Raw genomic sequence first — 305 nt, 5'->3', positions numbered from 1 at the left:
GCTCTACCGCATCGCGCGCGGCGTGGTGCGCAACGACGCCGAGGCCGAGGACGTCGTACAGGAGGCCTATATGCGCGCCTTCGCCAGCCTCGACGCCTTTCGCGGCGATGCTTCCTTGGCCACCTGGCTGTCGCGGATCGTCATCAACGAGGCGCTCGGCCGACTGCGCAAGAAAAAGCGCATGGCGGCGATGCCCGAAAACCCGGAGGCTGAGATCATCCGGTTTCCCCTGAACCCAAGCGACTTGAACCCTGGCGACGATCCGGAGCGGACGATGGCGCAGCGACAGATCCTGGCGCTTGTCG

Annotated in this window: 1 protein-coding gene; it reads left to right on the top strand. The window is 65.9% G+C overall.

Going from position 1 to position 305, the window contains the following annotated elements:
* On the top strand, positions 1-305 hold a 305-nt coding region (locus EN818_RS31745), incomplete at both ends, for a sigma-70 family RNA polymerase sigma factor (protein WP_135906732.1).

Source organism: Mesorhizobium sp. M3A.F.Ca.ET.175.01.1.1, assembly GCF_004791945.1.
In the GTDB taxonomy this organism is placed as follows: Bacteria; Pseudomonadota; Alphaproteobacteria; order Rhizobiales; family Rhizobiaceae; genus Mesorhizobium.
The sequence above is the reverse complement of the archived record's forward strand: the minus strand, read 5'-3'. Positions and strand labels throughout refer to the sequence as shown.